General features: G+C 66.6%; 22 protein-coding genes and 1 other RNA gene. 10 read left to right on the top strand and 13 right to left on the bottom strand.

The window, feature by feature from the left end; translation table 11 throughout:
- Positions 1–12: 12 nt before the first annotated feature.
- Positions 13–618: a TIGR00296 family protein gene (locus U5919_RS00455; RefSeq protein ID WP_336021569.1), complete on the bottom strand. Its 606-nt coding sequence runs from the start codon at positions 616–618 to the stop codon at positions 13–15.
- Positions 619–847: 229 nt separating this feature from the next.
- On the opposite strand from U5919_RS00455, the gene rnpB reads away from it, so the two are divergent.
- From rnpB to U5919_RS00440, 3 genes are all read left to right on the top strand, one after another.
- An RNA gene (gene rnpB, locus U5919_RS00450) (RNase P RNA component) lies at positions 848–1,291 on the top strand.
- Positions 1,292–1,399: 108 nt separating this feature from the next.
- A complete protein-coding gene (locus tag U5919_RS00445; protein WP_336021568.1) occupies positions 1,400–2,524 on the top strand; it encodes a zinc metalloprotease in 1,125 nt (374 codons plus the stop codon).
- A gap of 142 nt (positions 2,525–2,666) precedes the next feature.
- Positions 2,667–2,999 carry a WNWW family protein gene (locus U5919_RS00440; protein ID WP_336021567.1) on the top strand — a complete coding sequence of 111 codons (333 nt, stop codon included), beginning with the start codon at positions 2,667–2,669 and terminating at the stop codon, positions 2,997–2,999.
- Positions 3,000–3,029: 30 nt separating this feature from the next.
- Here U5919_RS00440 and U5919_RS00435 read toward each other — a convergent pair whose 3' ends face one another.
- The 3 genes from U5919_RS00435 to U5919_RS00425 form a co-directional block, all read right to left on the bottom strand.
- The gene (locus tag U5919_RS00435; RefSeq protein WP_336021566.1) at positions 3,030–4,307 is read right to left on the bottom strand and encodes an MBL fold metallo-hydrolase; all 1,278 of its coding nucleotides are present in this window, start codon (positions 4,305–4,307) and stop codon (positions 3,030–3,032) included.
- Between the two features lie 65 nt (positions 4,308–4,372).
- Positions 4,373–4,678: a DUF5789 family protein gene (locus tag U5919_RS00430; protein WP_336021565.1), complete on the bottom strand. Its 306-nt coding sequence runs from the start codon at positions 4,676–4,678 to the stop codon at positions 4,373–4,375.
- A 127-nt stretch (positions 4,679–4,805) separates the two neighbouring features.
- On the bottom strand, positions 4,806–5,630 hold the full coding sequence (locus U5919_RS00425; protein ID WP_336021564.1) for a DUF5806 family protein: 825 nt from the start codon (positions 5,628–5,630) through the stop codon (positions 4,806–4,808).
- A 331-nt stretch (positions 5,631–5,961) separates the two neighbouring features.
- Between U5919_RS00425 and U5919_RS00420 the strand changes: the two genes are divergently transcribed.
- Positions 5,962–6,330, top strand: a complete 369-nt coding sequence (locus U5919_RS00420) for a universal stress protein (protein ID WP_336021563.1) — start codon at positions 5,962–5,964, stop codon at positions 6,328–6,330.
- Entirely contained in the window at positions 6,327–6,875 is a 549-nt protein-coding gene (locus tag U5919_RS00415; RefSeq protein WP_336021562.1) for a GNAT family N-acetyltransferase, read from the top strand. Before U5919_RS00420 ends, U5919_RS00415 begins: the two co-directional genes overlap by 4 nt.
- 33 nt (positions 6,876–6,908) lie before the next feature.
- Here the strand turns inward: U5919_RS00415 and U5919_RS00410 are convergent, their stop codons facing one another.
- The gene (locus U5919_RS00410; protein WP_336021561.1) at positions 6,909–7,367 is read right to left on the bottom strand and encodes a universal stress protein; all 459 of its coding nucleotides are present in this window, start codon (positions 7,365–7,367) and stop codon (positions 6,909–6,911) included.
- 129 nt (positions 7,368–7,496) lie between these two features.
- Between U5919_RS00410 and U5919_RS00405 the strand changes: the two genes are divergently transcribed.
- Positions 7,497–8,924 carry a hypothetical protein gene (locus tag U5919_RS00405; RefSeq protein WP_336021560.1) on the top strand — a complete coding sequence of 476 codons (1,428 nt, stop codon included), beginning with the start codon at positions 7,497–7,499 and terminating at the stop codon, positions 8,922–8,924.
- Between the two features lie 4 nt (positions 8,925–8,928).
- On the opposite strand, the gene U5919_RS00400 is transcribed toward U5919_RS00405, so the two are convergent.
- Positions 8,929–10,617, bottom strand: coding sequence for a hypothetical protein (locus U5919_RS00400; protein ID WP_336021559.1), 1,689 nt, complete (start codon positions 10,615–10,617; stop codon positions 8,929–8,931).
- The gene (locus tag U5919_RS00395) at positions 10,614–12,005 is read right to left on the bottom strand and encodes an aryl-sulfate sulfotransferase (protein WP_336021558.1); all 1,392 of its coding nucleotides are present in this window, start codon (positions 12,003–12,005) and stop codon (positions 10,614–10,616) included. Before U5919_RS00395 ends, U5919_RS00400 begins: the two co-directional genes overlap by 4 nt.
- A gap of 185 nt (positions 12,006–12,190) precedes the next feature.
- On the opposite strand from U5919_RS00395, the gene U5919_RS00390 reads away from it, so the two are divergent.
- From U5919_RS00390 to U5919_RS00375, 4 genes are all read left to right on the top strand, one after another.
- Positions 12,191–14,032 carry an ABC transporter substrate-binding protein gene (locus U5919_RS00390; protein WP_336021557.1) on the top strand — a complete coding sequence of 614 codons (1,842 nt, stop codon included), beginning with the start codon at positions 12,191–12,193 and terminating at the stop codon, positions 14,030–14,032.
- Entirely contained in the window at positions 14,032–14,889 is an 858-nt protein-coding gene (locus U5919_RS00385; protein ID WP_336021556.1) for a phosphatase PAP2 family protein, read from the top strand. Before U5919_RS00390 ends, U5919_RS00385 begins: the two co-directional genes overlap by 1 nt.
- An 82-nt stretch (positions 14,890–14,971) precedes the next feature.
- Positions 14,972–15,439, top strand: coding sequence for a universal stress protein (locus U5919_RS00380; RefSeq protein ID WP_336021555.1), 468 nt, complete (start codon positions 14,972–14,974; stop codon positions 15,437–15,439).
- A gap of 136 nt (positions 15,440–15,575) precedes the next feature.
- Positions 15,576–16,892, top strand: a complete 1,317-nt coding sequence (locus U5919_RS00375) for a DHH family phosphoesterase (RefSeq protein ID WP_336021554.1) — start codon at positions 15,576–15,578, stop codon at positions 16,890–16,892.
- A 218-nt stretch (positions 16,893–17,110) separates the two neighbouring features.
- On the opposite strand, the gene U5919_RS00370 is transcribed toward U5919_RS00375, so the two are convergent.
- The 6 genes from U5919_RS00370 to hisS all read right to left on the bottom strand — a co-directional run bounded on the left by U5919_RS00370 (position 17,111) and on the right by hisS (position 21,163).
- Positions 17,111–17,662, bottom strand: a complete 552-nt coding sequence (locus U5919_RS00370) for a DUF5807 family protein (protein ID WP_336021553.1) — start codon at positions 17,660–17,662, stop codon at positions 17,111–17,113.
- Between the two features lie 45 nt (positions 17,663–17,707).
- Positions 17,708–17,863 carry a DUF7563 family protein gene (locus tag U5919_RS00365; RefSeq protein WP_203229194.1) on the bottom strand — a complete coding sequence of 52 codons (156 nt, stop codon included), beginning with the start codon at positions 17,861–17,863 and terminating at the stop codon, positions 17,708–17,710.
- A 105-nt stretch (positions 17,864–17,968) separates the two neighbouring features.
- Positions 17,969–18,334, bottom strand: a complete 366-nt coding sequence (locus tag U5919_RS00360) for a hypothetical protein (RefSeq protein ID WP_336021552.1) — start codon at positions 18,332–18,334, stop codon at positions 17,969–17,971.
- A gap of 33 nt (positions 18,335–18,367) precedes the next feature.
- Positions 18,368–19,285 carry a tRNA pseudouridine(38-40) synthase TruA gene (gene truA, locus U5919_RS00355; protein WP_336021551.1) on the bottom strand — a complete coding sequence of 306 codons (918 nt, stop codon included), beginning with the start codon at positions 19,283–19,285 and terminating at the stop codon, positions 18,368–18,370.
- A complete protein-coding gene (locus tag U5919_RS00350; RefSeq protein WP_336021550.1) occupies positions 19,278–19,763 on the bottom strand; it encodes a universal stress protein in 486 nt (161 codons plus the stop codon). The genes truA and U5919_RS00350 overlap by 8 nt, the downstream gene beginning before the upstream one ends.
- Positions 19,764–19,867: 104 nt before the next feature.
- The gene (hisS, locus tag U5919_RS00345; RefSeq protein WP_336021549.1) at positions 19,868–21,163 is read right to left on the bottom strand and encodes a histidine--tRNA ligase; all 1,296 of its coding nucleotides are present in this window, start codon (positions 21,161–21,163) and stop codon (positions 19,868–19,870) included.
- Positions 21,164–21,222 lie beyond the last annotated feature (59 nt).

Raw genomic sequence — 21,222 nt, 5'->3', positions numbered from 1 at the left:
GACGCGTGGTTTTCAGTTCAGCTCTTCGACGCTGCCGCCGTCGGCGCGCTCGCGGAAGACCTGCCCGTCGAACAGCGTGACCTCCGTGTCGTCGTCCTGCCACGCGAGCGGGGAGAGCCCCGCCTTTCGGCAGGCGTGTGTGAGGAACTGCTCTTCGTTCCAGCCGTTTTCGACCGGGATCGTCGGGTACAGCCAGCCGTGGTTGTCGTCCTTGTCGACGACGACGCCGTGTGTCCCCAGTTCGATATCGTCGAGCGGGCGGTCCGTCTGGGTGTACTTGCAGACGACACAGACGGAAATCGTGAGGTTCGACAGTTCGGGTTGCTCGATCTCGGAGCCACAGGAGTTCTCCGAAGCGGCCTGAATCGCCGCGTCGACGATTGCGTGTCCCAACTGGTCTTTGCCGCGATATGCGCCGGCGCAACCGCGCAATCGCCCGCGTCCGCGCGTCGATCGGATTCGGACGAACGCGCCGGTGCGGGCGTAGAAGGCGTCACGCATACTGCCCGGCTGTTCGCGTTGTCCGTGTAAAACGTACGATTCGACCGATTCACGCGCTAACTCGACCGCCCTCGCCCCATCCTCGTAGGTGAGACGAACGGTCTGCGCCTCGGACATATATCCGTACAGGGACCCGTCCGACTTGAACGCTTCCCTTCTTTCTGGAGGCTAAACGGCCGTAGGCGCGTATTTAGAGCGGATCGACTGTCGGAAACGCATTCGCCACCAGAATGTACCAAAATATTCGGGATAGATGTACGATCGCTGATCGATCCTCTCGTTCGGCGGGCGATCGAATAGCGGGACGACCGAACGGCTTATTGGACGCTCGCCCCTCGAATCGAACGGCAGAGAGAGCTCGGCTCCCGTCGGTCCACACCGGACTGATGAGGAAAGTCCCCCCACCGTCCGGACAGGTGGCCGGGCGCAAGCCCGGAGTCGGAGACGGCTGGCTCTGGAACAGAAACGAGACCCCTCGACCCGACCGATGAGACGCGTGCGGCGGATTCCGCCGCCGGCGCTCGCGGGGCGACCCGCGAGCGCGCGAACCGACCCGTAAGGGGAGGGAGTTAACCCGTCGAGGATAGCGATCACGGAGTGATCGCGAAAAGTGAGCGGCGTCAGCCGCGAACAGCACGATCACTTCGTGATCGCTGACATAGACGGTCGAGAACGGATGGAACGGCGAATCCCCACCGGTGCAAGTCCGCGCCGCCAAGGTAGTCCGGACAGGGCGCGGCCGCTTAGCCGAATGCCGAGACGAACAGAAGGGGGCTTACTCCTCTCAGCCGTTTTTCGCCCGCCAGCGACGGCGTCGTCGGAGAAGAAATGACAACGGATTGTTGGCTACCGGCGCAGTGGCGAAACTTCTTGTCGGTGAGCGCCCTCCCGGAAGCATATGTCGAAGCGGTCGCACCGACTGGCTGTCGTCTCGCTGGCGCTCCTCCTCGCGCTCGCCGGCTGTGCCGGATCGACGGTCGACCTCCCGTCCACCGGGATCGGCGAGGACGGCGGGGCGTCGACGTCGTCGACGGGGGGAGCCACGGGAACGACCGGGGAGTCCACGTCCCCGTCGTCGCCGTCGGAACAGCCGTCCGCGACGCCGACGGCCGTTTCCGACGGGTCGAACCCGTGGGGGCCGGATCCCGTCGTCGTCGGCGTCCGCGACACCGCGGGGACCGACCGCGAGTGGACACCGCTCGTCGAGGAGGCGGCCGGCTACTGGGAGACCAACGCCGAGCGCTTCGCGGGCTTCCCGGTCGACTACGAGATCCGTCCGGACGCGTCGAATCCCGACCTCGTCGTCGAGTTCGTCGACGAGATTCCCGAGTGCGACGGCTCGGGCGACGCCGCGGGCTGTGCGCCGCTGATCGAGGACGCACGACAGATCGATCGTCCCGAGACGGTGTACATTCGCACGGGCTTTTCGGACGACTCGACGGTCCGGGTGGTCGAACACGAGTTCGGACACACCCTCGGGCTCACCCACGACGACGCGCCCGCGGAAATAATGGCCAGCCAGACCGTGTTGTACACCGAACCACAACCCGACGCGACCGAGCGCGCGTTCCCGTGGGAGGACGCCGACTTTACCGTCCACGTCGACGCCGAGAATGCGAGCGATCCCGACGGAATGCGAACGCAAGTCGAGCACGCGTTGGCGTACTACGAGGACGGTCCAGAGGGCGAGGACGCCCCGGAGGGAATGCCGACGAACCTCTCGTTCACGACGGTCGATGACCCCGAGGAGGCGGATATCGTGATCCGGGCCGTCGAGACGTCGCCGTGCGGTGAGGGAGCCGCATCCTGCGGCGCGACCGCCGGCACGGATCCCGACGGCGACGGCGCAATCGAGACCTACACGTCGATGCGGATCTCGCTCGTCGACCTCGACACCGACGCGGTCGGCTGGCACGTCGGCTACTGGCTCGCGAACGGGTTCGGAGCCGAGGACGACGCCGACAAGCCGTCGCCGTTCCGCGATGCTTCCTACGAGGAGCGTCGCAGCGAGTGGTGGGCGTAGCGCCGGAATCGACCTCCGATCGGAGCCCGCGCGAACAGTGAAAGTCGGCGCTCCGATCGGAGCCGGTTCACCCCAGCCGTCCCCGAATCGGCGCTCACGCTCCGCCGGCGGATTCTTTTCTGTGGGGAACGTAGGGTGATATATGACGGAGCACAGCAACGCCGGTGGCGACGCCTCGCTGACGACGGCGGGCTTCACCGCCGCAGAACTGGCCGAAGCGCTCGAAGAAGCGTTCGACGGAGAACCCGCGGAGTTCCGCGTCGTCGCCAGACAAGCGCGCGATCTGGCCGACGTCGGGATCGTCGCCGAGGACCGCGGCGATCCCTTGACGACAGCGGAGATCGTCGACAACCTCGAAGACGCGCCCGCCGAATCGAGCGTCGCCGACCGCTGGAACTGGTGGCTCGGCGCGCTGGAGACCGCCTACGGCGGGTACCGCGAGTTCGAGGTCCGCGCGGTGCCGACCGAGGAATGACCGGGCGTCGCCCCCGGCCGACGAACCGAATCACACGGAACGGGTCTCGCCGACCGCCGGCGCGCTCGCGCTGAACCCCTCGTTTTCGAGCTCCGCGGCGAAGGAGTCACACCGGTCCCCGTGGTTGACGAGTATCTCCGCGTCTCGGTACTCGTCGAGGAGGGAGCGCAGTCCGGAGCGGTCGGCGTGCGCCGAGAAGGCATACTGTTCGACCCGCGCGCTCACCGTCAGCATCCGCCCGTCGATCTCCGCACTCCCCGTTTCGAGGAGGTTCCGCCCCGGCGTCCCCTCGACTTGATACCCGGTCAGCGTGATCTTGTTCGTCGGGTTCGAGCGGATTTCGGGAATGTACGTCATCGCCGGCCCCCCGGAGAGCATCCCACTGGTGGTGATAATCGCGGCCTGCTGGTCGACGATACGCTCGCGCTGGCCGTTCCGACCGGTGACGAACCGCGCGTGCGATTTCGCCCGGCGCAGTGCGTCGGCGTCGCGGACGAATTCGGGATGTCCGCGGAGCATCTTCGTCACGGATTTGCCCATTCCGTCGACGTAACAGGGGATATCGTACTGCTCGCAGACCAGCAGTAGCTCCTGCGTGCGGCCGATGGCGAACGCCGGAACGATCACGGATCCGCCCTCCCACAGCGTCGTCTCGACGCTCTCGACGAAGCGCGCTTCCACGTCCGCGCGCGCGTCGTGCTCGACGTCCGCGTACGTGCTCTCGCAGACGACGACGTCGGCGTCGGGACGCGCGGTCGTTCCGGCGACCAACTGCTGGTCGTCGGTGTGGAAGTCGCCGGTGTAGAACAGCCGTGTGTCGCCGTCATCGACGGACCGCGTTCGGCTGCTAGCGGGACTTCGTCCCGCCTCGTCGACGAGGACGTGCGCGCTCCCGGGAATGTGACCCGCGTTGTAGAGGGTGACCTCGTGACCCGCCGCCTCGAAGGTCTCGCCGTACCCGTGGGTCTCGGAGACCTGCGTGACGCGCTGGACATCAGTCTCGGTGAACGGGCAGCGGAACGTCCCACTATGTAATTTGAGCGTGTCGCGCGCGAGCGTCAGCGCGAGCTCTCGGGTCGGCGGCGTCCAGTGGATCGACGGACGGTCCCTACCGCTCAGCAAGGCCGGAACCGCCCCCGCGTGGTCGAGGTGACCGTGACTCACGACAACCGCGTCCGGCTCCGGCGCGTCGACGGGGAACTTCGGGGGCGTTCCCGCGAGCATCCCGTAATCGAGCAGCAGCGAGTCGTTGACGAGGATCGCGCTCCGTCCGACCTCGCCAGCGCCGCCCAGAAACCGGAGTTCCATTGCGAGGAACCACTGGCTCGGGCCGTTTGACCTCGTCGGTTACTCGTCGGAGGGTGGTACAGCGCTCAAAACGAGACGTTGTCCTCGTCTCTGGGCCCCGACTCAGTCTCCGGCGGATTGCCACCCCGGTCGTCGTAGAACTTCCGCCCGATGTACTCGTCGCTGACGTTCCCGATAATGGTGGTGAACAGTTCCTCCGCCGAGTCGTAGCGTTCCTGCCCGAGGTTGGTGACGATCGTTTCGACCGTTTCGTTCTGCTCGGCGTCGGGAGCCTCGATTTCGACCGAGCCGATCCGTTCGATAACGTTCTCTCGGTCGATCGGGTAGGTCAGTTCGGCTTCGAGGTAGTCGGACAGGTCAGTTATCTTCATAATTATTCCAGTACATCTTCGAGTATAATCGTTGTGCTCCTCGGAGTAAATGCAACTAAGCGACGATACGGGAGCGGTTCGGACGTGTCGAGGAGGAGCCGGACAGGTCTGCGAGCGGCCCAAACGGTCAGTTATCGGCAGGAGGATTGTCGCTGGCGGCGTCTTGATCTGTGTCGTCTTCTCCGGTGGCGTCTCCATCCGCGTCGTCACGTCCGGTCAGTTCTTCGGTGCGGAGGTCCGCGCTCGCCTCTCGTACCTCCCGCATCACGCTCGAGATTCGTTCTTCGGCCTCCAACTCCTCCTCGACGGAGAGGTCGACGCCTTCGACCTCCAAGAGGAACTTCGCGATCTCGCTTACCTCGTACATCAGTTCGTCGAGTTCCTCGGCGGTGAAGAATCCGGACATCGCCCCGTAGAGGAACGTCGCTCCCGACTTCCGGATCTTGCCCTCGAAGGACGAACGGGCTTGGTTGACCGCCTGCGGCGTGTACGTGTCGGTCATAAACGGAACCAGCTCCGGAAGGTTCTCTCCGATCTTCGTCATCTCGACGCCCGTCTCCGTGCGGAAATCGGCGCACAGTCGCGCGATGGCCCACTCCCGCGCGGTGATGTACGTCCGATCCCGGAGGAAGTCGTTGACGCGGTCGTACTGCGCGCCGTCGACCTTCTTGAAGCGCGCGTACTTTTCGACGTCCGACGGCGGCCCTTGATCGGCGGCCTCGTCGGCCGCGGCCTGCGTGGTGTCGCCGTCGTCCGGGCTCGTATCACTCGATGTCGCGTCGTCCGAAGCCGACCCGTCCCCGCCGCGGTTCGCTCCATCGGCGGACTCCGCCTGTTCGTCTGGTTGCGACCGAGACGCGTCTGCGTCCGTCTCTGTGGTGTCCGCAGCGGGGTCGTCCGCCCCAGAAGCCGAGAGCCCGGATGATGACGCGTCCGCGTCGTCGTCGTCCATACTGCCGCGTGTCGCGCCGACGCAAAAAAGGATTCTGTCGGCAGCACCGGTACTGTTGAGCGAGGAGTGAAAGAGGGTTTTCGGGCGTAATCGCCTCCCGGCGCACGACCGCGGCACCTGCGCGCGCAAATCACGGACGACGATGGCAGATAGTAGCGTTTGCAAGTCTTCACTCGCTCGATCGCACGCTGTCGTGCGATCGGATGAGAGGTCAGTTGCAAACGCTACTGTGTCGACCACCGGTGTCAGCGACGGCACAGGTGAAAACCCACAGACCGACCCGTGACGGGCACCCGACGATTTTTCTACTCCGCCCACGACATCGGGGCATATGAAAATTCTCTTGGGCGTCGGCGGGTCCGACGAGTCGCGCCAAGCGTTACATCGGACGGTCGAACGGGCGGTCGTGACGGGCGACGACCTGACCGTCGCGATTCTCGAGGAAGTCACCGGCGATCGCTCCGTCGACGACATCGAAGCCGACGTCAACGCCGCGCTCGAGGAGAACGGCCTCGACGCGGACGTCCGGTACATCGACGGAAACGCCGGAAGCGAACTCGTCTCGATCGCCGAGTCGGAAGGCTTCGATCAGATCGCACTCAGCGGGGGGACGACCAGTCCGATGGGAAAGATCCAGCTCAGTAGCACCGCGGAGTTCGTCCTCCTGAACTCCCACGTCAGCGTCACTCTCATCAGATGAGCTCGAATCGCCGCTTTCCCGACGAAGTCACCGGGCCGTTCGAGACGCCGCCGATTCGGTTCACCGACCGAACGGGACGGGAGATCGAAATCCGCGCGTACGACGGAAGCGACCGCGAGTACGAGTCGCTCGCGTCGATGTACGACGAGTTCGATCCGGCGGATCGCGCGCAGGGAATCCCGCCGAGCGACGAGCGACGGATCCGCGAGTGGCTCGACAACATCCTCACCGGCGACTGTCTGAACGTCGTCGCGTGGGACGGCGAGACGGCCGCGGGTCACGCCACGCTCGTCCCCGACGGCGACGCCTCCGAACTGGCGATTTTCGTCCTGCAGGCGTACCAAGAGGCGGGGATCGGGACGCGCCTAATGAAGGCACTCCTCGGCTACGGGGCGGAGTCGGGCGTCGAGAAGGTGTGGCTGACCGTGGAGCGATGGAACCAGCCGGCCGTCGGCCTGTACAAGAAGATCGGGTTCGAGATCAGCGACTCCGAGAGCTTCGAGATGGAAATGGCGGTCCGGATCGGCGACGGCGCGGACGACTGAGCGCCGCGTCGGATCCGGCTGGGAGGTCGCGGACTACACCGAGAGAACAGGCTGGCTCGCGTACAGCAGAACGTACTCCGCCGCCTTCGCGAGCACCTCGCCGGGATCGCCCGAGATCGGCTCGCGGGGAACGACCAGAAAGTCCGCGTCGAGTTCCTCGGCGGTGTCGAGCACGACGCTCCCCGGATGTCTGAGCTTCATCTTCGTCGAGAAGCCGTACGCGACCGACGTCGACAGCGGGACGTCGTGCTCGGCGGCGATCCGTTCGGCGGTCTCGGTGATCGCTTCGCCGTCGGCGGCGACCTGTGCGTCGTCGACGTCGCCGTCTTCGATCGCCTCGACGACCTCCTCTCCGAGCACGTGGACGACGTGAACCGTCGCATCGTACTTGGCGGCGATCGCGGCGGCGTGCGCTACCGCGTCTGCCGATTCGTCGCTCGCGTCGACGGGGGCGAGTACGAGGTCGACCGACAGCGGTCGGCGTTCGGTCATACCACCACGTGTGGCGGCCGGCAGCAAAAAGCCTCACTTCGAGGACGGCGAGCGCGAGAGACGACCGTCGACCCCGGTGTGAAACAAATGCGGCGGTACGCTCATTACCGAGACAGCTAATTTGGATACGTGCGGTATCGCTGGGCACTGCTGTTCGTCGTGTTGGTCGTCACCGGAGCGCTGGGGAGCGCGTTCGTCGGCCCGGGCGGTGGCACGGGCGGGGAGAACCCTCCGGCGGAGCAGTTGCTCCGCCCCTCGGAGGCCGAGAGTTACGTCTGGCCCTACACGAGCCGAAGTCGCTCGGTCGAGGGGCGGACCCTCGCGTTGAACGTCGTGATCGTCGGGACGCCCGAGGAGGTTCGGACCATCCTCACGGACCGCTCGGAACTCGAGTGGACGGAGGCCGACGAGGACCACGACGCCAACGGTTCGGTGGCGATCGAGGCCCTCAACCAATCGACGTCCCTCGGTCAGGCCAACGAATCGACGTCCACCGAACAGACCACTGAATCCAACCCCACCGAGCAGACCACGGAATCCGATTCCACCGAACGGCTCACCGAATCGGGAACCTCCGAACGGACGACAGAGTCCGATTCCACCGAACAACGCAACGAATCGGACACACTCTCGCGGCTCAACGAATCGATCGACCTCTCGCCGTGGCGGTCCGCGCGCGGGTCCTCGCGCTATACGTACGTAGCCGACAATCTCAGCTCCGGGCAGTGGGTCAAATCCGAGTATCAACTCGCGACCGGGACGTACCTCGGCAGCCGGACGCACATCCGCGCGTATCCCGGCCCGTCGGACAACTGGACCGCGCTGCAGGCACACACCGAGTACTGGGACTGGTTCCGGCTTCGACACTCCGTGACGGGGGTCGAAAGCGGCGGACGGACCGTCGAGCGCGACCTCCGAGACGAGCCGTTCGTCGCAGAGGTCAACCGCGTATACCACGGACACAGCGGCGGCGGCAGCGACGGTTGGATGTCGGTGATCCGTCTCACGTCGGCGAACTGGACGCTGGTCCCGTCGGCCTCCGCCGGCGACGCCTCGGCGCGGATGACGACGCTCGGAGTCGTCGGTATCGTCCCCGCCGCGGCGGTCTTCGCAGTCGCCGCGGCTCCGATGCGACGGCGTGACATCCGTGATCTCGTGTTCCCGGCCGCGGTCGTCGCGATCGTGCTCGGCGTCCGTTCGGCCGGGATCGCCGCCGAAGGACTGTTCCCGGCGGCGAATCCGAAGATCTTCGCCGGAATCCTCTATCCGATCTTGATCTCCGGGCCCTTCGTCGCCAGCGCGCTCTTGGCTCGAAACCGGCCAGCGACGCGGATGGCGCTCCTCGCGGCCGCCGGGCTCGGTACCGCGTTCGTCCTCGATTGGAGTAGCGTGGGCGTGTCGGTAATCCCGATTCGGCTCGTACTGCACCGGTTCGCCCTCGTCGGGGTCTTCGGCCTGTTCACGCTGGGCGTCGCAAGCGAAGAGCGACCGATCGCCGGGGTCGGAGTGGTCCTGTGGCTGACGATCCTCGCGGCCACGCTCCTCGGAATGGTGTGACGAGTTACAAGCGACGATAAATCACGACGCCGTCGTTCTCGTACGCGACCTCCCAGCGCTCGGACCGCTCGAAGGAGCGTTCGATCGTCCCGAACTGCGTGGCGGGATCGCCGCGAACCGTGTACTGTCCTTTCGGCACGTAGACGTGCGTCGGCCGCTCGCCGCCGACGTCGGCGGCGACGCCTTCGACGCACTCGACGCTCTGGCACGTCGAGACCGACTCGTAGGCCGCCTCTTGGCGTGCGAACGCCTCGGGGCCCTCCCACTCGACTCCCCAATATCCGACGAGCAGCGTCCGATCCGTCAGCGCCGGGAGCCACTCGGCGGCGTCGCCGAGAACGACGAAGCGCGCGTCGGGATCGGTCTCGGTCTCGATCCACGCCATCGCGTCGATCGCGTCGCCGTCGACGAACTCCGGCGTCGAGGGGTCGGACACGAGTGTCGCCTCGTAAGCGAAGTACCCGCCGCCGACGACCGTCCCCAAGAGAATCACGAGTGCGGCCGCCGCAGCGCGGCGGTCGACGTCGAGGCGGGAGCGTTCCGACCGCGTCGACCCCGCGTCGCTCCCTGCTTTGCGGCCCGGATCGGTCCGGCCCGCGTCGGAGGCGGCGCGCCGATCACGCACCAGTATCACGACGACCGCGGGCACGAGTACGGCGGCCACCGTGTAGGCGAACCGCGGCTGTTTGAACAGTAACTCCGCGGCGATCAGCCACGCCGGAAGGAGGTACTCGCGCCGAAGCAGCAGGTAGAGCGCGGGCAAGAGCGCGACGGCGACACCCGGAGAGAGTTCCCCGGCGAGCGCGTTGGCTCCCCCGCCGACCCCACCGTGGGTTCCGGACGCCGCGGTGAATATCTCGATTCCGTGCGTCGCGACGACCCACGCGAGCCACGGTGACGCGATCAGGGCCCCGCCCAGTCCGACCGCCAGCCCCGAGAGAAAGCCCGAAAGCGACCGATCGGCCAAGAGCCACAACAGGACGTAGCTCACGACGACGAACAGCGAGTACACCGGATGCGTCAGCACTGTCAAGCCGAACGCGAGTGTGCCGAGGAGGATCTCGCCACGCCGACGTCGCAGGGAAACGATTCCAGCCGTCCCGTCGCGGGCGTAGATTCGGTAGCCAGCGTAAACCGCGATCATCGCGTAGCAGAACGCGAACGCGCGGACGACGCCCCCGGCGGAGAGGTGCCACTCCAGAATCTGCGGATTCAACGCCACGAGCGCCGCCGCCGCGGCCCCCGCCGGTCGGGAACCGGCGAGGTCGCGACCGAGCAGGTACGTCGGCACCAGCGCGGCGAGGAATCCGACGCCGGGAAGGAACCGCGAGATTGCGACCGGGTCGCCGCCGAGGTCGAGGAGGAACGCGTACAGGTAGAACTGTAGCGGCGGGTAGGCGAACGGGACGCCGTCGGCGGTGTATCCCGGAATACGCGTCGGGAGCAGATAGCCGTTCGCGGCGATCTCGGCTGCGATCTTCGCGTACAGCCCCGCCCCGTAGGCGGGGTAGGGGTTCGTGACGAGGTAGATCGCGAAGGCGACGACGCCCGGAAGGAGCGCGAGTGCGAGCCACGGGCGGTCCCGCGCGTCGAACGGGGCGGCCGCTCGCACGCCGTCGACGACGGGTCGAAGCCGACCGAGCGGCGAACCGAATCGACCGCCGGACGTCGGGTCAGGCGCGTTCCCGCTCATTTTCGTCCGATCCTGAGCGGCCACCTGAGTTCGAGCGTTCGCGGGGACCGACGCCATTCGACGAGCGCCCACGAGGGGAGCGTGACGACCAGTACGAGCGCCGCGATTCCCTCGATCACGCCGACCCACCGCGGGAACAGGTACGCGATCCCGTTGACGACTTTCGGCGGAAGGGCGGCGACCACTCTGTCAAGGAGCGAACCGTCGGACGCGCTCGGCGTGCGGGAGGGCAGATCGAGCGATGCGGCGCTCTCGCCGCCCGCGCTCTCGTCGCCCGTTCCGAGTCGCTCGGACTCGTAGGGGAACCCAACGGTCGCGGACCAGACGACCTCGCCGTCGGTGTCGATCTCGAAGACGCGGTCGCCGTTCGAGTCGGTGACGAGCGTGTGGCCGTTCGGCAGCCGGTCGGCGTCGCGCGCCCACTGCATCCGTTCGTCGCTCCACGTCCACGAGCGCTCCCACGACCCGTCCACGCGCTGGTATTCGACGAGCCTGCTGTTCTCCGAGTCGGCGACGAGCACCGCCGGGCCGCCGCGTTCCGGCGGGATATAGTCCGGGTTGTGCTGTTCGTAGAGCGTGTCGTGCTCGCCGTCGGCACCGAGCGTCCAGTCGTCCAGCAGACCGCGCTCGAAGTCGATGAACGCGACCTGATCGTGGTTCCGGAGGCTGACCATCGCGGCGTCTCGCCCATCGATCTCGACGTGCTCGACGTCGTTGAGATGCGTCCAGTCGTCCGGGTACGGGCCGCCGCTCGCGACGTCGAAGTCCGACTGGGCGTCCCACTCCCACTCGGTGAGCCCGGTGGTCGTGTTCACGACGAACGCGCGGTCGCGGTCGATGTCGGCCACGAGCAGGCGCTCGTCGTCGATCCGATCGACGTCGTGCCACCGCGTCGAGTGCTTTCCGGGCGTGATCCGGCTGAAGACGTCCGTCCGCTCGCCCGTCGTGAGGTTGACGCGCTCGACGCCGTTGCGCGTGCAGACGGAGTCGCCGCCGCACTCGGCGGGGTCGAGGTGGTCGGCGTAGACGAACTCGACGGTGGCGTCGGTCCCGGAGACGGGGTCGACGTCCCAGTACCGCGTGTGCTCGTTCTCGTAGTAGTCGATTCGTCCGTCGGGCGCGAAGGCGACGAGTTCCGCCTGCGCGCGCGGCGCGTCGTTCTCGTCGGCGACGAAGGCGTTCGAGTCGGTCGCGACGACGGTGCCGTTCGGCCGAGGAGCGACGACCGGCGATCGGTCACCGGTCCGGAACGCCTGCTCGACGCTCGGGTCGCCCGTGACCTGATCGTTCGTCAACTCGGCGTGGGCGAAGCCGCCGGCGAGCAGGGCTGCCGACAGCAAGACGAGCGCCGCGAGAAGACCGCGACGGGTCCGGTGAGGGAGGGCCATACAGAGGTATCGAGGGAGGGCGTAATATACCGTCGGGAAACGCCCCAGATGCGAGATACCACCCCGCATCGGGGATATCGTCGACTTCCCCGCCGGGGATATCACCGATTTCCCGCATCGGAGATGACCCGGAGGAAACGACGATGTCCCAAGGGCTATTACCGTCGTGCGGCTACTGAATGGGTATGGTGGAGTCGTCGAAGGGTCCCCAAATCCGACGCCGAGCCGTGCTCGGTACGCTCACAGCGGGAGCGACGGCGAGCGTGGGCGGCTGCCTTCGTCGCGCCCGGTCCGTCGCCGGCTGGGATTCGAGGACGCAGGTGTCACTGCGGATCAAGACCCTCCCCGCGGACTCCGATCCCTACGCGCTTCACGCCGCGCGGATGATCGTCTCGTGGTATCAGGCGGCCGGGATCGACGCGCAGGTGATTCCGGTGTCCGAGGAGGAACTCCTCAGACAGGTGCTCTTGGGGAACGACTTCGATATCTTCCTCGCCCGGACCGCGTCGCTCGATCGCGATCCCGACATCCTGTACGGGCTGTTGCACTCGAGGTTTGCTGATACCCGCGGGTGGCAGAACCCGTTCGGCTACACTGACCTCGACGTCGACGAGTGGCTCGAAACGCAGCGGCGGGCGACCGGGGATCGCAGAGCGGACGTCGTCACCGACCTCATCGAATCGATCGGGCGCTCACAGCCGTTCACCGTGCTCTGTTTCTCCGACGAAATCCGGGCCGCCCGCAGCGAAAATTACCGGAGTTGGCAGCGCGCGGAACTGCACTCTCCGTACGGGTATCTGCGGCTCAACACCGTCGCCGAGACCGACGGGCCTGCGGGCGATGACGACGGAGACGACGGGTCGGCACTGCGGATCGTCGGGACCGATCGCAGGCCCACGGAGAACCTGAATCCGCTCTCAGTCGAGTACCGGCGTTCGAACGTTCTGACGAAGCTCTTGTACGACTCGCTCGGCCGCGCGACCGCAGACGGGGTGTCGCCGTGGCTCGCAGAGTCGTGGACGTTCGCCGAGACCGACGACAGCCCGCGTGCGACGGTGCACCTGCGCCCCGATCGGACGTGGCACGACGGGGAGCCGTTGACCGCCGAGGACGTCGCGTTCACGTACGCGATGCTCGCCGACACCTCGCTCGGAGCGACGGAGGAGCGAGAGGGCGAAACGGAGGCCGAAACGCGGATTCCCGCCCCCCGCTTCCAAGGGCGGACCGAACTCGTCGACGAGGTCACTGTCGTCGATCCGTCCGCCGCCGTCATCCACTTCTCCGACTGTTCACCGCAGGTCGCAAGGCGGGCGTTCACCGTGCCGATCCTCCCGGAGCACGTCTGGGAAGAGCGGACTGATCCGGTTTCGATCAGCGGCATCGAGGTCGGCAGCGCGACGGAGGCACTCGTGACGAACAACATCGAACCCGTCGGGAGCGGACCGCTCCGGTTCGTCGAGAACACGCCGCGGGAATCGTTGGTACTCGAACCCTTCGGGGAGCACTTCCTCTTCGAGGAGTCTGACGAGGACGGCGCGACGGGGATCGGTCCACCCCGGTTCGACCGCCTCGAACTGCAGATCGTCGGCTCCGACAACGCGGCCGTGGGAGTCGTCGCCGACGGCGACGCCGACGTGACCGCGACGCCGGTCGGTGCCGACACGGTCCCGCAGATCGGTCGAAGCAGCGACGTCGACCTCCTCGTGAGCCAGTCCTCGTCGTCGCCGTACCTCCTCGGATACAACACACAGCGCCCCCCACTCACGAACCCGCGGATCAGACACGCGCTCGCACGTTTGGTAGACCGGTCTTCGATCACCGCGGACGTGTTCAACGGCTACGCGCGTCCGGCGGTGACGCTTCTCGACGGAACCGAGTGGGTGTCCGACGGCCTCGAGTGGGACGGAGCGGATCCGATGACGCCGTTCCTCGGGAGCAACGGCGACCTAGACCTCGAAGCTGTCAGAACGGAATTCAGAAACGCCGGATTCGAGTACGAGGATGAGAAACTTATGAGGCGAACGTAATGGCGCTCGCAGATGTTCTCCTCCAAGTGGGAATGGTGGTCGCGCTCGGTCACCTCCTCACGTTCCTCGTCGTCGTCCGCTGGAACCCGCGTCAGAGCGCGTCGAACGAACCGCCCCTGCGGCAGCGGTTGCGACAGAACGTCACCGAGCTATTGCCGACGCTCGGACTTCTCGGCGTCGTTCTCATCATTAACAAGGTCGTTCGCGACATCGGCGTCGAGCTCTCGTGGCTCATCGGGATCAACCTGACGGGATACATCTATCTGATCGAATCGCAGTTCGTCGCGGTCGTTCAGAGTTATGCGAACCCGACGTTGACGGCGTACTTCGGTTTCGTGTACGTCTTCGGGTACACGTTCCTCCTGACGTTCCCCGTCCTCGCGTACGCGGTGTACGAGCGATCGCGACCGCTCCGCGTCCTGCTTCTCACGTATATTCTGAACTACGGGGTCGGGTTCGTCTGCTACGTCCTGTTCGTCGCGTACGGGCCGCGGAACTTTATGCCGGAACTGGTCGAGCCGCTGCTGTTCACGAGTTGGCCGCAATCGCAACTGCTCGTCCAGGAGGTGAACGTACGCACGAACGTGTTCCCGTCGCTGCACACGTCTCTGTCGGCGACGGTCGCGATGGTCGCCTACCGGTTCCGCTCGATCTACCCCCGCTGGCTCCCGGTCGCGACCGTGCTGGCCGTCTCGATCATCATCTCGACGATGTACCTCGGGATTCACTGGGCGACCGACGTTGCCGCGGGACTTCTCGTTGCGGCCGCGAGCGTAGAGCTCGCGGTCCGTATCGACGACGGCCGGCTCACGGAGTCGTTCCGTCAGTGGCGGGGACGAGACCGCGTCTCCGAGTGAGTGCGATGAGAGTCTCAGATCAGAATCAGTAGACGAAGCCGAGCCGGCGGGCTTTATCCCGGACGGCGGTGAACGAACCGCTATGTTCGAGACGATCGTCATCGCCACCGACGGCTCCGAGAGCGTCAGGCGGGCCGTCGACGTGGCGCTCGATCTCGCCGATCGCTTCGACGCCGAAGTCCACTGCCTGTACGTCGTCGACGAGGGCGACGTCGCGTCCGCACCGGAGCGTCTCCGCGAGGAGATGGAGAGCGCGTTAGTCGAACGGGGCGAAGAGGCGATCGACGAGGTCCGCGACTCGACGGATCGGGACGTCGTCACCGCGATCGAAGAGGGTCGACCCGCCTCCGTTATCGACGAGTACGCCCGCGGCGTCGACGCCGACGTCGTCGCGATGGGCACCCGCGGGCGACACGGTGAGAACCGGTTCCTGATCGGCTCCGTGGCCGAGCGCGTGGTCAGAACGTGTCCGATTCCGGTCCTGACGGTCCGACAGCTCGCGGCCGACGAGGGCGAAACGGAACTCACCGGGACCCCGGAGATGGGCTGACAGCACTCGGACGCAGGTAGCGTCGGCCCCGGCCGCAAACGATATCCGCCGACGAAACGGGTGCGGACGACGCCCGACGACGAGACGGGCGTCGGAACCACGGCGGTTTTCACGGGGGCCACCGTCGAAGACAGGTATGGAAGACGAACTCATCGATAGCGCGAGCCTCTCGCTGTCCCGGAAGTCGCAGCTTCCGGGAACGGGGTTCTTCTATCCCGACTCCCTCGACGAGGGCCGAGCCGAAGAACGCGTCGCCGAGGCCGTCGACGGCGCGGAGGCCGTCGTCGTCGCCGACACCGACGCCGACGGACTGGGCTGTGTTGCGCTGATCCGTGAACTGTACGGCGCGACCATCGAGTGGACGCCCTTCGAAGACGAGATTGCCGAGCGCGTCGAGCGCTGGGAGGGCTCGGGTGCCGACGAAGAGGAGGAACCCGAAGACGCCGACGATGAAGCGCTCGAAGACGCCGACGACCGCCCGCGGTCGCCGGTCGCGCTCGTCGGTGCCGGGCCCTACTCTCTCGACGAGGCGCTCGAAAACGTCGCCGAGTACGCCCCGGAAGGAATCGACCTCTACATCTGTGATCTCTGTCCCGACAGGTACGACTGGATCGCCGAGGAACTCGATGCGGCGATTTCGATCGCCGCGTCCGTCTCGTGGTTCGACCACCATCAGTGGAGCGACGAGACCGCCGCGTCCGTCCGCGAAGCGGGCGTCGACCTCGTCGTCGGCGAGTCCGACGAGGAGTGCACCGTCGACGTGACGCTCCGATCGCTCGATTACGACTTCGAGGAGCGGTGGGTCGAACTCGCCGCGGTCACGCGCGATCACGACCTGTGGCTGAAGGAGGACCACCGAAGCGACGATCTCGCGGACTACGCCTACTGGACCGACGCCGAGGAGTACGTCGCCGCTGTCGGCAACTTCGGCGTCGACCTCCCCGAGATCGTCGAGCAGTATATCGACCTGCGCCGCGTCGAGAAGCGAGAACTGATCGACGCCGCCGTTTCCCGCGCGGAGATCAAGCAGGTGGGACCGTGGTCGGTCGGTGTCACCTACGGCCGCTGCTCGCAGAACGAGGTCGCCGACGCGCTGCGCGAGCAGGGTGCCGACGCGGCGGTCGTCGTCAAGCCCGCCGGAAGCGCGAGCATCCGCGGTTCGGAGGGTTTCGAGCGCGCCCACGAGGTCGCGGGGCACGTAAACGGCGGCGGTCACCCGCGCGCCGCGGGCTGTAAACCCGACATCTACGACGATATGCTGGATTACGCGCACCACTGGACGACGCAGGGCGCGACGACGAAACGTGTCATTCTCAACGCCTTCGAGCGAGTCGCCGCGGAGGTCGAAGCTGACGACGCGGAGGACGTGGCTAGCGAAGCCGCTAACGGCGACGACCCGGGCGACGGCAACGCTGCTACCGACTCCGACGACGCAGCCGACGAGAACGAGTAACGGGATTCGACTGGCGAACGTCGATTTCTGCCGCGAGGATTTATATACGAGTACGGGGCCAGACGCCCCGTGACGTGACGATCACCCCGCGTCGGCCAGCGGTTGTCCGACACCACCGACGCGGGACGTGCGTCCGACGGCGACGATGTAGACGCTGCACGGTAGCGCGGAACGCTGCGACGCCGACGAGTCGCACGCGCGGGTGTCGGCTGTTCGCCTTATTCGGTTCCTTCGGCCGGTTCCGAGCCGCCGGGCTGGACGCCCGTCTCGGTCTCCTCGCCGACGACCCACTTGTCCGAGTAGCTCGCGCCGCACTCGCAGTGCGCGTAGGCGTGGACGACCTCGCCGCGTTCGTAGAGGCCACCGACTTCCTCGTTTTGTTCCTCGGAAAACGCGAAGATGAACTCGACCTCGTGGTCGTCGACGGAGTCACTCTCGTCGGCGTCGCTGTCGTCGGCGTCGGTCTCAGCAGCGTCGACATCGTCGTCATCGGTCTCGGCGGCGGCTTCGGGACACTCGCCGCCGTCGAGCGTCCGCGAGATGTGTCCGCGCTCGGCCATCGCGCCGCGAGCGAACTCCATCGCGTCCATCCCGGTTCCGGCGGAGAACGCCCGGCGACCGTCGTCGCCGGGGACGACGAGTACGTAGCCCGACTCGACCGTCTCGCCCATCTTCGGCAGCTTTCCTTGGCTGTCGAGATACGCCTCGGTCAGAAACAGCGCGACGTCCTCGTGACGCTCGCCCGCCAGAAACTCCTCCAGTTTGCTCATAGCGTCGAGAGGGTACGAAGGGCTAAAAGACGAGTGAAATCGCCGCTAGTGTCTCGTCGCGCGCGCCTCGCGGACGTCAGCCCCATCGCGGACCTTGTCCTCGCAGTTCGGGCAGACCCGCGGCTGATCCATCCCGTTCGGTGCGAATACCCGTACGTACTCCGCAGTGACAAATGACCCGCAGTTCTCGCAGTTCGGCATCAGTCGGCGATTTGTATTGAATCGAGATAATATTTAGGGGAAAACATAACGTTCGAAGGGAACTGTTTCGAGCGACCTCGACGGTTGCGCTCCGGTTCGTCGAGATCAGCCGTCGACCCCACCGTCGAGCGAGTCACCGTCATCTCGCTCCGGTTCGTCCTCCGACTCGCCCGCGTCGTCTCGAATCGGATCGTCGCCGTCCGGCCGGATCTCTGCGTTGGGTTCGGTTCGAGACTCCGAGAGCGCGTGTCGGATCACGATGTCGATGCCGCGAGCGACTTCGATACCGCCGTAATAGACGCCGACGAGCGAGACGAGGATGCTCACGACGATCCCGAACGGCCCGAACAGGAGTGCAACGAGCGAACCGACGCCGGAGATCACGGCGAAGTAGAACGCGCCGACGGCGAATCGATATGCCGCATCGCGGTGTGCTTGGTCCGTGGAGGGGAGCAGCGAGCGAGAGCTCATACGTTCGCGGTCGGTCAGCCGCGTGATAAACCTTCAGCCATCCTCGCTAGCGACGCCATCGGCGTCGTCGACCCCGTCGACGACCCGACCCGCGACGCGGGCGCGAACGAGCGCGTCCCGCCGTCGTTCCCCGAACACCGACGAAGCGCTCTCGACGCCGCGGGGATCGCGCTCGAAGTCGAGGTCGGGATAGAAGACATCCGCCAAGAGGAGCGGTTGAGCCGGGGCCGACGGGACGCCCGCCGGGCCGTCGAGCGGCTCCGATCCGAGCAGTCGTTCGACGTCCGTCAGCGACAGCTCACCGGCTCCCACACTCCGGATCACCGACGCCAGTCGGCGGACCAGTTCCCGCGGGAACCCGCCGGCAGCGACGCGGATCGACAGGAAGTCGCCGTCGCGTTCGAGACCAATTGCGACGTCGCGAACGGTCCCGCGGTCGTCGAGCGAGAGGTTGTGAAAGTCGTGCTCGCCGCCGAGCGTCGCGGCGGCGTCGGAAGCGAGAGAGCCGTCGAGGTCGGGCGCGTAGAGGTCGTAGACGTACTCGCGACGGGCGGCGTCGTGTGTCGCGTGGAAGTCCGTCGACACGTCCGCGGCGGCCCACGCCCGCACCGAGGGCGGGAGCTCCCCGTTGAGCGCCCGCGGGGTGCACCACTCGGGGCACTCGAACGCGACCGTCTGTGCGAGCGCGGAGACGCCGGCATCCGTGCGTCCAGCGGCCGCGTAGCCGCGCGGTCGGTGCCGCCCCGTGCGGTGGTAGATGCCGAGCGCGTCGAGCGCGTCGAAGATCGAATCCTCGACGGTCGGCACCGACGGCTGTCGCTGGAAGCCGTGGAACGGCCGACCGTCGTACGCGATCCGAAACGCACGTTTCAGATCGTAGCCGCTCGATTCGCCGTCGTCTGATTCTCCGTCGACCGATCCGCCGTCGCCCGATTCGCCGCCGCTATGCATCGGTCGAGCCGAAACGGTCCGCGTCGTCGGGGTCGCGGTAGTCGCCCTCGTCGCTCCGAAGAACGAGCACCGGGACCGCCGAGAGCCTGAACACGCGCTCTGTCGTGCTCCCGAGGAGGTAGCGTTCGAGTCCCCTGCGACCCTGACTGCCCATCACGACGAGGTCCGCGCCGATTTCGTCGATTCGATCGAGAATCACGCGGTATGGCGCACCGCGGACCACCGCCGTCTCGACGTCGACGTCGACGCCGACGTCGCGAGCGCGTTCTGCGACGGCGTCGACGTATTTCTCGGCCTCCGCTTCGTAGCCCTCGAGGAGTTCCGCCGCGTCCAACTTCGCCGCTTCGAGCGCGTGGGTGTCGACGGCGGAGAGAACCGAGAGCGTGGCCCCGGCGTCCCGCGCCAACGCGATGGCGTGCTCGGCCGCCGCGTCGCTCGGAGCGCTTCCGTCGACGGGGACCAGAATCGTCTCGTACATAGCTGTACTTTCGCGAGGAAGGGTAAAATATCACCGCGCGGCCGTGACGAGAACCGGTTCGGATCCGGCATCAATGCCGGCGTCGAGCACCGGCCGCATTCGGCTCAGAGCAGGTCGTCGAGCGTCGGCGACGCGCGCTCGCCGGGGAACTCGTCGACGGGAACAGTCGTTTGGTCGCCGGAGCCCATGTCCTTCACGGTCACCTCGCCGTTCGCGAGGTCCTGCTCGCCGACGATAACGACCGTGTCGGCGTTGATGCCGTCGGCATAGCCCATCTGCGCGCCGAAACTCCGATCGGAGACGTCGACCTCGACGACGTTTCCACCGGCGCGGAGCTCCCGGGCGATCCGCGAGGCGACGTCGCGGGTGTCACCGACGGTGAGGACGTAGTAGTCGGTCGCGAGCGCCTCGTCCGGCCAGACGCCGGCGCGCTGACAGAGCAGCGAGAGGGGCGCGAGACCGGGCGCGACGCCGACCGCGGGCGTCGGCTGGCCGCCGAAGCTCTCGATGAGGTCGTCGTAGCGGCCGCCGCCGAACACGGACCGAGAGATTTCGCCCGTCGAGTCGAAGCACTCGAAGACGACGCCGGTGTAGTAATCCAGCCCGCGAGCGGTCGTCAGCGACACCTCACAGAACTCGCGCGCGCCGAAGTCCTCGGCGGCCGCGAGCACCTCCCGGAGATTCTCGACCGCGCGCTCGACGTCGTCGCCGCCGAATTCGGCGATCTCGTCGAGGTCACCCGCGGCGACGAGGTCGTCGAAGTCCTCGGCCTCGCCGTAAGAAAGCCCGGCGTCCGAGAGTAGACCGAGGTACTCCGTCTCCTCGACTTTCGCGCGTTTGTCGACCGCGCGGATCGCCGCGCGGGTGTCGACGTCGGCGTCGAAGGCGCGGAGCAGGCCCCCGAGGATGTCGCGGTGGGAGACGCGAAACTCGAAGTCCTCGCCGGAGAGTCCGAGATCGGTGAGTGCGTCCGCGGCAAAGGCGAGGATCTCCGCGTCGGCTTCGGGTTCGGCGGAGCCGAAGATGTCGACGTTCGTCTGGTAGAACTCCCTGAATCGGCCCTGCTGGACCTGCTCGAAGCGCCAGAACGGCCGCGTCGAGTACCACTTGATCGGCTTCGAGAGCGCCTGCTGCTTGGCGACGACCATCCGCGCGACCGTCGGCGTCAGCTCCGGCGTCAGCGACACCTCGCGGCCGCCCTTGTCCTCGAAGGCGTACAGCTCCTCGACGATCTCCTCGCCGCTCTTGTCGACGTACATCTCGGTCCGTTCGAGCGCGGGCGTCGAGATCTCGCGGAACCCGTAGCCGGCGGCGGCGTCCTCCAGCGTGTCGATGACCTGCCGCCGGGGGGCCATCTCTTCGGGGTAGAAGTCCCGAAAGCCCTTGAGTCGGTCGTACATACGCCGGAGTTCGGCGGTGGCGCGCTTGAAACTGTTGAAGCTTCGGCGCGTGCGGTCGC

The organism is Halobellus sp. LT62 (assembly GCF_037031285.1).
GTDB classification, from domain to species: Archaea; Halobacteriota; Halobacteria; order Halobacteriales; family Haloferacaceae; genus Haloquadratum; species Haloquadratum salinisoli.
This window is presented reverse-complemented; position numbering and strand designations above follow the sequence as displayed.

Bases quoted from the DNA above. Each gene is read 5' to 3' on its own strand.
- U5919_RS00455 (WP_336021569.1), bottom strand. From the start codon at position 618: ATGTCCGAGGCGCAGACCGTTCGTCTCACCTACGAGGATGGGGCGAGG.
- U5919_RS00445 (WP_336021568.1), top strand. From the start codon at position 1,400: ATGTCGAAGCGGTCGCACCGACTGGCTGTCGTCTCGCTGGCGCTCCTC.
- U5919_RS00440 (WP_336021567.1), top strand. From the start codon at position 2,667: ATGACGGAGCACAGCAACGCCGGTGGCGACGCCTCGCTGACGACGGCG.
- U5919_RS00435 (WP_336021566.1), bottom strand. From the start codon at position 4,307: ATGGAACTCCGGTTTCTGGGCGGCGCTGGCGAGGTCGGACGGAGCGCG.
- U5919_RS00430 (WP_336021565.1), bottom strand. From the start codon at position 4,678: ATGAAGATAACTGACCTGTCCGACTACCTCGAAGCCGAACTGACCTAC.
- U5919_RS00425 (WP_336021564.1), bottom strand. From the start codon at position 5,630: ATGGACGACGACGACGCGGACGCGTCATCATCCGGGCTCTCGGCTTCT.
- U5919_RS00420 (WP_336021563.1), top strand. From the start codon at position 5,962: ATGAAAATTCTCTTGGGCGTCGGCGGGTCCGACGAGTCGCGCCAAGCG.
- U5919_RS00415 (WP_336021562.1), top strand. From the start codon at position 6,327: ATGAGCTCGAATCGCCGCTTTCCCGACGAAGTCACCGGGCCGTTCGAG.
- U5919_RS00410 (WP_336021561.1), bottom strand. From the start codon at position 7,367: ATGACCGAACGCCGACCGCTGTCGGTCGACCTCGTACTCGCCCCCGTC.
- U5919_RS00400 (WP_336021559.1), bottom strand. From the start codon at position 10,617: ATGAGCGGGAACGCGCCTGACCCGACGTCCGGCGGTCGATTCGGTTCG.
- U5919_RS00395 (WP_336021558.1), bottom strand. From the start codon at position 12,005: ATGGCCCTCCCTCACCGGACCCGTCGCGGTCTTCTCGCGGCGCTCGTC.
- U5919_RS00390 (WP_336021557.1), top strand. From the start codon at position 12,191: ATGGTGGAGTCGTCGAAGGGTCCCCAAATCCGACGCCGAGCCGTGCTC.
- U5919_RS00385 (WP_336021556.1), top strand. From the start codon at position 14,032: ATGGCGCTCGCAGATGTTCTCCTCCAAGTGGGAATGGTGGTCGCGCTC.
- U5919_RS00380 (WP_336021555.1), top strand. From the start codon at position 14,972: ATGTTCGAGACGATCGTCATCGCCACCGACGGCTCCGAGAGCGTCAGG.
- U5919_RS00375 (WP_336021554.1), top strand. From the start codon at position 15,576: ATGGAAGACGAACTCATCGATAGCGCGAGCCTCTCGCTGTCCCGGAAG.
- U5919_RS00370 (WP_336021553.1), bottom strand. From the start codon at position 17,662: ATGAGCAAACTGGAGGAGTTTCTGGCGGGCGAGCGTCACGAGGACGTC.
- U5919_RS00365 (WP_203229194.1), bottom strand. From the start codon at position 17,863: ATGCCGAACTGCGAGAACTGCGGGTCATTTGTCACTGCGGAGTACGTA.
- U5919_RS00360 (WP_336021552.1), bottom strand. From the start codon at position 18,334: ATGAGCTCTCGCTCGCTGCTCCCCTCCACGGACCAAGCACACCGCGAT.
- truA (WP_336021551.1), bottom strand. From the start codon at position 19,285: ATGCATAGCGGCGGCGAATCGGGCGACGGCGGATCGGTCGACGGAGAA.
- U5919_RS00350 (WP_336021550.1), bottom strand. From the start codon at position 19,763: ATGTACGAGACGATTCTGGTCCCCGTCGACGGAAGCGCTCCGAGCGAC.
- hisS (WP_336021549.1), bottom strand. From the start codon at position 21,163: ATGTACGACCGACTCAAGGGCTTTCGGGACTTCTACCCCGAAGAGATG.